This is a genomic window from Arthrobacter sp. JCM 19049 (assembly GCF_001310435.1).
Genome location: NZ_BAXF01000067.1, coordinates 1 through 8,645, shown reverse-complemented (window position 1 = coordinate 8,645; position 8,645 = coordinate 1). Strand labels below are relative to the sequence as shown.

Sequence of the window (8,645 nt, the reverse complement as noted above, 5' to 3'; positions counted from 1 at the left end):
GACGGCAAGGCCGTGGGCACCGTCTACATCGGCTGGGCCACCGCTACGCAGGCCGGGTCGGTGCTCCACCACTCGTCGGCAGCCGGCAACGGATCCGGGAGCAGAGCACCATGGCCGCGCTGCAACAGCTAGTTGCCATGCTCGGCCAAGAAAATTCACAGGCTGGCTCGAAATAATTAGAAGCGGCAACACATATCGCAACAGTTCCCGTTAATTGGCTGGTGATGTGGCGTTCGTCGCAAAGTATTGATTAGGGTAAGGGTACCGGGAACAAAAGACCCGGTGGCACCGTTGAAACAGACAACGGCCGAGGGTATCTCGGCCGGGTCTCAGACCCGAATTTAGGACCCAGGAGCAAAGGCAACACACATGGTTAAGCAACCCGTCACAGTCAATGGAGTTGTCCGTTGGCGCGACATGGGCCAACCAGCCGAGGTCCAGCACGAGAAGGAGGAGCACAAAATGGTAGTACTCCGTCACGAAATCGGTGATGTCCTACGCGACGTCCGTCAGCGTCAGGGCCGCACTCTACGCGAGGTCTCCCATAGTGCCCGTGTGTCCCTCGGCTACCTTTCGGAAGTCGAACGCGGTCAGAAGGAGGCTTCCAGCGAACTGCTGTCCTCGATCTGCATCGCCCTGGAGGTGCCACTGTCACTGATGCTGCGCGAGGTTTCCGAACGCATCGCACTGGCCGAAGGCATCACCATCCCGGACACCATCCCCTCCGAGCTGTCCAGCGAATTCGCCACCGATCTTCCGGAGCGTTTCAACAAGCCGCTGGCTTCGGCATCCAACTAATCAACATCCCGACATTTCAAACTTCTAAAACACCGGCAGGACCTTCGCCTTGGGCGGGGGTCCTGCTGGTATTTCGTGGGAGAATAACTACGTGCGATTAAGCGATTTTTGGCGAAACATGGAGCATGAGTTCGGTCCCCGGTACTCCCGGGTGTTGGCCGGCTCGTTGGCGCTCACCGAGCTGGGTAGTCTGAACGCCTCCCAGGCGCTGGAGCGCGGAATCGACCGAAAACAGTGTGGGAAGCAGTCTGCCGCATACAGGAAGTGCCGACGGACCGTTGGCTGGGCCCGGACATCGAAATCAAGGAATAAACTTCCCGGCGTGTTCGAAGGCAGAAGCTTTGATTTCGAACACGTGTTCGGATACCGTTGTTTTCGTACACACGCGCAAGCGCAGAAAAACACAAAACTTCTCCACACTTGGCGTCATCGAGTCCAAAGTGTCGGAGCGCAGTCCTACTGTGGAGAGCAGTAAGACAAATATCGATAGGCATACCCAGGTAGCCACGACGACTTAAAGGTGAACCATGGCAGCAAAAAATGATCGGGAAAAGGCGCTCGAATCAGTCCTCGGCCAGATTGACAAGCAATTCGGCAAGGGCTCGGTCATGCGTTTGGGCGATGACACTCGCGCGCCCATCGAAGCCATTCCCACCGGTTCGGTCGCCTTGGACGTGGCCCTGGGCATTGGCGGACTGCCGCGCGGACGCGTGGTGGAGGTCTACGGCCCGGAATCCTCGGGTAAGACCACCGTGGCCCTGCACGCCGTAGCCAGCGCGCAGCGGCTGGCGGCATCGCGGCGTTCATCGACGCCGAGCACGCCCTGGATCCCGAATACGCCAAGAAGCTGGGCGTGGACACCGACGCCTGCTGGTCTCCCAGCCGGACACCGGTGAACAGGCCCTGGAAATCATGGACATGCTGGTCGCTCCGGCGCCCTGGACATCATCGTCATCGACTCGGTGGCCGCCCTGGTGCCGCGTGCTGAAATCGAAGGCGAAATGGGCGACAGCCACGTGGGTCTGCAGGCACGCCTGATGTCCCAGGCCCTGCGCAAGATCACCGGTCGCCTTTCCGCCTCGAAGACGACCGCCATCTTCATCAACCAGCTGCGCGAAAAGATCGGTGTGTTCTTCGGCAGCCCGGAAACCACCACCGGTGGTAAGGCGCTGAAGTTCTACGCCTCGGTGCGCATGGACATCCGCCGCATTGAGACGCTGAAGGAAGGCGCCAACCCCGTCGGCAACCGTACCCGCGTGAAGATCGTGAAGAACAAGATGGCCCCGCCGTTCAAGCAGGCCGAGTTCGACATCCTCTACGGTGTGGGTATTTCCCGTGAAGGCAGCCTCATCGACATGGGCGTGGAGCACGGGCTGGTCAAGAAGTCCGGTGCCTGGTTCACCTATGACGGCGACCAGCTGGGGCAGGGCAAGGAGAACGCCCGCCGCTTCCTGCGTGACAACCCGGATCTGGCCAATGAGCTGGAACTGCAGATCAAGCAGAAGCTGGGCATTGTGGAAATGCCAGAGGCCGAGGGCGAGGACACCGAAGGCCTGCGCGTCGTCGAAGGCGAGTAAGTAGCAGTGCCCCCACGTAAGAAACGCGGCGCCGTGCCCGGAAACTCTTCCGGGTACGGCGCCGAGCGCGTATCCGATGAGTTCTTCGGTGACCCGCAGGAGATGCCCGACTGGGCCAGACCCGACCCCGACGAGCAGGCCGTAGACGACGATTCGGTTGCGGCGGGTGCCGCGGCGGATGCTCCGCAGGCACACCTTCCACCGCGACGTCCGGTCCACTCGCATCCGCGCAATTGGCAGGTGCCGAGGACGGTTCGCCAGCCACGGTGGAGGAGTTGCGTGCCTCCATGGAGCGGATCATGCAATCACCCGCTCCGGCGCGGAAGGCCGAAAAAAAGAAGCGCTCCGCCAAGCGCCTGCCCAAGGCACAGCGGGAAACCGAAGAACCCGAAGAACTCAGCGATGACCAATGGCGGGAGAAGGCGCGCGCCATCCTGCTGCGCCAGCTGACCGCCAGCGACAAGTCTGCGAAACAGCTGAAGGACAAGCTGCTGGACAAGGAGTGTCCCGAGGCCATCGCCGATGAGGTCATCGAACGCTTCATCGAGGTCGACCTGGTGGATGACCAGAAGTTCGCCGACGCTGGGTCCGTGCCCGCACCCGAACCCGGGGGCTGGCCCGCCAGGCGCTGAAGCATGAACTGCGGTCCAAGGGAGTCGATGACGAAATCGCCCAGATGGCCCTGGAGCAAGTGGATGACGCGGACGAGGAAGAGCGGGCCCGCGAATTGGCCCGGACCAAACTGCGTCCGGCATCCATGGGGGTAGACCGCGAAAAGGCACTGCGTCGACTGGTGGGGATGCTTGGGCGCAAGGGCTACAACGGATCCATGGCCTTCCGCGTCGCGCGTGAGGAATGGGACGCCCGCTTCGGCGAACACTAGGGCCGACGCGCGGATACGCAGCCGCGGCCCCCGACGGCTGCCGACGTCTTAGCCGGCGCTCAGAACAGCCAAGGCTAAGATGTCCGGACCGGTAAGATTCGGTAACCTTGAATGGTGACTGAGCAAGCAACCCTGACCCCGATTGACGACGAAAACCTGCCCCGCACCTATGAGGTGCGCACTTTCGGTTGTCAGATGAACGTGCACGATTCCGAGCGGCTCTCCGGCCTGCTCGAGGATGCCGGGTTGAGCCGCAAACCCGACGAGCAGGTCGATGACGTGGCCGACGTGATCGTCTTCAACACCTGTGCCGTGCGCGAAAACGCGGACAACAAGCTCTACGGCAACCTGGGGCGCCTCGCCCCGCTGAAACGCGAACGCCCGAATATGCAGATCGCCGTCGGCGGCTGCCTGGCCCAGAAGGACCGGGACACCATCCTGAAGAAGGCGCCTTGGGTGGACGTGGTTTTCGGAACCCACAACATCGGCTCACTGCCGACCCTGCTGGCTCGCTCACGCCATAACAAGAAGGCCGAGCTGGAGATCCTGGAGACCCTGGACGTCTTCCCCTCCACATTGCCCACCCGCCGCGAATCCGTGTATGCCGGATGGGTGTCAATCTCCGTGGGATGCAACAACACCTGCACCTTCTGCATTGTTCCCTCCCTGCGCGGCAAGGAACGCGACCGCCGTCCCGGGGAGATCCTGGCCGAAATCAAGGCCCTGGTCGCCGACGGCGCCATCGAGGTGACCCTGCTGGGCCAGAACGTGAACTCCTACGGTGTGGAGTTCGGGGACCGGCTGGCCTTCGGCAAGCTGCTGCGCGCCTGCGGTGAGATTGAGGGCCTGGAACGCGTGCGCTTCACCAGCCCGCACCCGGCCGCATTCACCGATGACGTCATCGAGCCATGGCCGAAACCCCGAACGTCATGCCCCAGCTGCACATGCCGCTGCAGTCCGGTTCGGACAAGGTGCTGAAGGACATGCGCCGTTCGTACCGCTCCAAGAAATTCCTGGGCATCCTGGACAAGGTGCGCGAGCGGATCCCGCACGCGGCGATCACCACCGACATCATCGTCGTTTCCCCGGCGAAACCGAAGAGGATTTCCAGGCCACCCTGGATGTGGTCGAAGCCTCCCGGTTCTCCTCCGCGTTCACCTTCCAGTACTCGCCGCGCCCGGGCACCCCTGCGGCCACCATGGAGGAGCAGCTGCCCAAGGCCGTCGTCCAGGAACGCTTCGAACGTTTGACCGCGTTGCAGGACCGCATCGCCAAGGAAGAGAACGCCAAGCAACTGGGCCGCACCGTGGAGGTACTGGTCACCGAACAGTCCGGGCGCAAGTCCGAGGAAACTCACCGCCTGGCCGGGCGTTCCCAGGACCAGCGCCTGGTGCACTTCTCGGTGCCCGAAGGTGCCCAGAGCCGCGCCCGGGGGACTTGGTGACCTGCCGATCACCGAGCCGCCGCATTCCACCTGATCTCCGACCCCAGCTTGGAGCAGTACTCGCTGCGCCGTTCACGGGCCGGGGACGCATGGGACCGCGCCCAGGCCGAAAGCTGCGGGGTGCCGGCCTCCGGCGGCAACAGCACCCCGGGCAAGACCAGCCTGGGCATGCCCACCCTGATGGTGCGCAAGTAGCCGGGACGTGGATGCAGCACACCTGCCGGTGATCGCGGTCGTCGGATCCACCGGCACCGGAAAATCGGATCTGGCGATCGCCCTGGCCCAACAGCTGGGCGGGGAGATCGTCAACTCCGACGCCCTGCAGTTCTACCGTGGGATGGACATCGGCACCGCCAAGCTGCCACTGGGGGAGCGCGGCGGCATCGAACACCACCTGCTGGACATCATGGACATCACCGAGGAGGCATCGGTGGCCCGCTTCCAGGAACAGGCGCGCATCCGCTTTGAGCAGATCCGTTCCCGCGGCCGGGTGCCGGTCATGGTCGGCGGCTCCGGGCTCTATGTGCGTGCGGCACTGGATGTCATCGACTTCCCGCCCACCGATCCGCAAGTGCGCCGGCGCCTGGAAGAGCAGGTGGATCACGAAGGTGAAGCGCCGCTGCGCGCGCACCTGGCCGCGGTAGACCCGGTTTCGGCGGCCCGGAACCTGGACCTGCGCCGCGCCATCCGCGCCGTGGAGGTCCATGAGATCTCCGGGCGTGCGTTCAGCTCCTATATGCCCACCGCCAGTACTTCCAGCCAGCCGTCCAAATCGGGTTGAACCTGGACCGGCCGGCACTGCATCAACGTCTGGCCGCCCGGGTGCACCACATGGATACACAGGGCCTGGAAGATGAGGTGCGTGGCCTGCTTGATCGGGGGCTGCGTGAGGGGAAAACCGCGTCCCGGGCCATCGGCTACCAGCAGTATATTGACCTGATCGATGGGAAGCTCACCCGCGAGCAGGCCATCGACACCACCATCGTGGCCACGCGCAAGTTCGCCCGCCGCCAGATTACCTGGTTTTCGGCAGATGACCGGGTTACTTGGCTGGACCCCACCGAGGATGGAACCATAGAGCGGGCGCTGGAACTTGTCTCCAGCGACGCCGCCGCGCACTAGCGAAACCACCGCCAGCAAAGGACACCCCCATGGCTCATGCACTTGATCAGCTCACCGGTCTGTCCTATGCCAAGGGCCACGCCACCGGCAACGACTTCGTGCTGATCTCCGACCCCCAGGACCAGCTGGTGCTGCAGGCCGAGCACGTGGCCGCGCTGGCCGACCGGCACTTCGGGCTCGGCGGTGACGGGGTCATCCGTGCCGTGCCCACCGCAGCCGTGGAGGAGTACGCCTACCAGGTGGAGGCACAGCCCGACGCATACTGGTTCATGGACTACCGCAACGCCGACGGGTCCATCGCGGAAATGTGCGGCAACGGGGTGCGCCTGTTCGTGCATTTCCTGATCCAGGAGCAGCTGGTGGACCTGCCGGTGGGCAGCACCCTACAGATTGGCAGCCGTGCCGGGGTGAAGCAGGTGACCCGGCTGGAGGACGGGTATGCGGTCAACCTGGGTCCCTGGGGCTGATCCATTCCGAACAGGCCACCGACAACGCGCTGGACAGCCTGGTGCGAGCCCACGGCTGGGAGCAGGGACGCCCGGCCTTGTCCATCACCATGGGCAATCCGCACACCGTGGTGGCCCTGGCCGAGATGCTGGAGCTCTCGGCCCTGGATCTGAGCGTCGCGCCCGCCGTGGATCCGGTGCCCGAACACGGGACGAACGTGGAATTCGTGGTGCCGGCCGAGCCGTTGGTCTCCGAGGGGATTGGGGCCGTGACCATGCGGGTTCACGAGCGCGGGGTCGGGGAGACGCTCTCCTGCGGCACCGGAGCCTGTGCCGCCGCGGCGGCGGTCCGCTATTGGGCCGGCTCGACCACGGTAATCGATGACTGGGTGGTGAACATCCCCGGCGGACAAGTGGGGGTGGCTTTCCGCAAGAACGAGGACGGCACCGACGATGTCATCCTCAGCGGCCCAGCGGTCCTGGTCGGGCGCGGAGTATTGACCCGCGACTAGGCAGGCAGCGCTTCGTGCTGGCCAAGACCAGCCACCTTTGAACGGCGCTTGGCCCGGGCACGGATTAGTTCGGCCGGGTGACCTTCAGGATGCGGAAGCCCTTGGAACTGGTCTCGCGGGTGATGCTCCAGTCCGTTGGCAGCTGCCCCAACAGCCACTTCTGCAGTGAATCGCTGCCCAGGTTCTTTTGGACCACCATCCACGCTTCACCGCCCGGAGCCAGCCGGGGCAGCCACTTCAGCAGCAGCTCGTGCAGCGCGTCCTTGCCGATGCGGATCGGCGGGTTGGACCAGATGGTGTCGAATTGCAGGTCATCCTCCATCCCGGCGGGGTCGCTGATGCTCAGGTTCTCCAGTCCAAGCGCCTGGGCGTTGAGCCGGGCCAAGTCGATCGAGCGCTCATTGACCTCAACCCCGTAAACCTTCGAATCCGGGTTCTGCAGTGCCGCGGTCATGGCAATCGGACCCCAGCCACAGCCGATGTCCAGGACGGTGCCGCGTGGGGCCGGCACGTGCTCCAAGAGCACCGCGGTGCCCTTGTCCAGCCCAGTGGGGGAGAAGGTCCCCGAAGCGGTTTGCACCTGGTACTTCTGGCCGTTGAGCTCGACCGTGATGGTGCGCCGTTCATCGGCGGACGCGGGTGTGGCGCTGAAGTAGTGATCCGAGCTCATACACCGAAGATTATCCCGGAGTGTTCACGGCCAACAAACGATGTGCGCTACGCAATATCGCCAGGACCGGGCAACTGGTAGAATTTTTGGCATGATCCTGATTTTCGTCTAACACCGTCAGTACGGTAACCCGCGAATCCCGCTAACAGCCCGGGCATATTTCTGATGCCCCCAGCGTTGAGATTCCATGGACGACATCAGGGTTTTTCTCTTTGGACTGCTTCCCTTCCTTGCCCAGCTCTCAAGGTGAAGTGTTTGCCAGGGATCTTAAATTCCCTTGTTCCAGCGTGTTGCCGATTCGAATCATTAATCAGCAGCGAACAGCGCAAGGAAGACAACCATGTCGAATCACACCGAACGTCCCCGTGGCCAATCGCCAACCGGGGGTAGCGAGCACTATTCTGGAATGTACAGCACTTCAAAGGGGAACATGACCAATACCGAGTCCAACGAGAACAACTCGCCGATGGATGACGAGCAGATCCAGGCTGCCATCGACCGGATCCTGGCTGCCGACAAGCAGCAGACGCCGACCACGCACCGGTTCGCCGCCGAGGACGAAGATGACATCTTCGCCAACCGCGCCACTGCCCTGGACAGTTTCGTCCAGGAGCATACCGAATACGACGGCTTCCAGGAAGATCTGGCCGATCGTCGCGCGCTGCGCCGCGTAGCCGGGTTGTCCACCGAACTCGAAGACGTCACCGAAGTTGAAAACCGCCAGCTGCGCCTGGAACGCGTGGTGCTGGCCGGGGTCTGGTCCGAAGGGACCGCCCAGGAGGCCGAGAACTCGCTGCGCGAACTGGCCGCGCTGGCCGAAACCGCCGGTTCGGAAGTCCTGGACGGGGTCGTGCAGCGCCGCCTGAAGGTCGACCCGAACACCTATCTGGGGTCGGGCAAGGCCGAGGAACTGCGCGGCATCGTCGCCGACACCGGGGCGGACACCGTGATCGTGGACGCGGAGATCGCGCCCTCCCAGCGCCGTGCGCTGGAGGACATCGTCAAGGTCAAGGTCATTGACCGCACCGCACTGATCCTGGACATCTTCGCCCAACACGCCAAGTCCCGCGAGGGCAAGGCCCAGGTGGAACTGGCACAGCTGGAGTACCTGCTGCCGCGCCTGCGCGGTTGGGGTGAGTCGATGTCCCGTCAGGCCGGTGGCCGGGTTGGCGCCGCCGGCGGCGGCCTCGGTT

At 63.7% G+C, this 8,645-nt stretch carries 5 protein-coding genes and 5 pseudogenes; 9 read left to right on the top strand and 1 reads right to left on the bottom strand.

Going from position 1 to position 8,645, the window contains the following annotated elements:
- Positions 1 to 369: 369 nt before the first annotated feature.
- From JCM19049_RS05315 to dapF, 8 genes and pseudogenes are all read left to right on the top strand, one after another.
- Positions 370 to 798, top strand: coding sequence for a helix-turn-helix domain-containing protein (locus tag JCM19049_RS05315; protein WP_054821044.1), 429 nt, complete (start codon positions 370 to 372; stop codon positions 796 to 798).
- A 118-nt stretch (positions 799 to 916) separates the two neighbouring features.
- Complete coding sequence (locus JCM19049_RS22260; RefSeq protein ID WP_306420693.1) at positions 917 to 1,273, top strand: DUF3046 domain-containing protein; 357 nt, start codon at positions 917 to 919, stop codon at positions 1,271 to 1,273.
- A gap of 52 nt (positions 1,274 to 1,325) precedes the next feature.
- Positions 1,326 to 2,375: pseudogene (gene recA / locus JCM19049_RS05310) on the top strand (recombinase RecA).
- Positions 2,376 to 2,608: 233 nt separating this feature from the next.
- Positions 2,609 to 3,007 (top strand): hypothetical protein, encoded by a 399-nt coding sequence (locus JCM19049_RS18805; protein WP_279402521.1) that lies wholly within the window; start codon positions 2,609 to 2,611, stop codon positions 3,005 to 3,007.
- Positions 2,989 to 3,258 (top strand): regulatory protein RecX, encoded by a 270-nt coding sequence (locus JCM19049_RS05305; protein WP_306420694.1) that lies wholly within the window; start codon positions 2,989 to 2,991, stop codon positions 3,256 to 3,258. Before JCM19049_RS18805 ends, JCM19049_RS05305 begins: the two co-directional genes overlap by 19 nt.
- A 111-nt stretch (positions 3,259 to 3,369) precedes the next feature.
- Positions 3,370 to 4,897 (top strand): annotated as a pseudogene (miaB, locus tag JCM19049_RS05300) (tRNA (N6-isopentenyl adenosine(37)-C2)-methylthiotransferase MiaB).
- A 7-nt stretch (positions 4,898 to 4,904) separates the two neighbouring features.
- Positions 4,905 to 5,824, top strand: a pseudogene (miaA, locus tag JCM19049_RS05295) (tRNA (adenosine(37)-N6)-dimethylallyltransferase MiaA).
- Between the two features lie 29 nt (positions 5,825 to 5,853).
- Positions 5,854 to 6,782: pseudogene (gene dapF / locus JCM19049_RS05290) on the top strand (diaminopimelate epimerase).
- 64 nt (positions 6,783 to 6,846) lie between these two features.
- On the opposite strand, the gene JCM19049_RS05285 reads toward dapF, so the two are convergent.
- Positions 6,847 to 7,452, bottom strand: a complete 606-nt coding sequence (locus JCM19049_RS05285) for a class I SAM-dependent methyltransferase (protein ID WP_054821043.1) — start codon at positions 7,450 to 7,452, stop codon at positions 6,847 to 6,849.
- A 430-nt stretch (positions 7,453 to 7,882) separates the two neighbouring features.
- On the opposite strand from JCM19049_RS05285, the pseudogene JCM19049_RS05280 reads away from it, so the two are divergent.
- A pseudogene (locus JCM19049_RS05280) lies at positions 7,883 to 8,645 on the top strand (GTPase HflX); the annotation flags it as partial.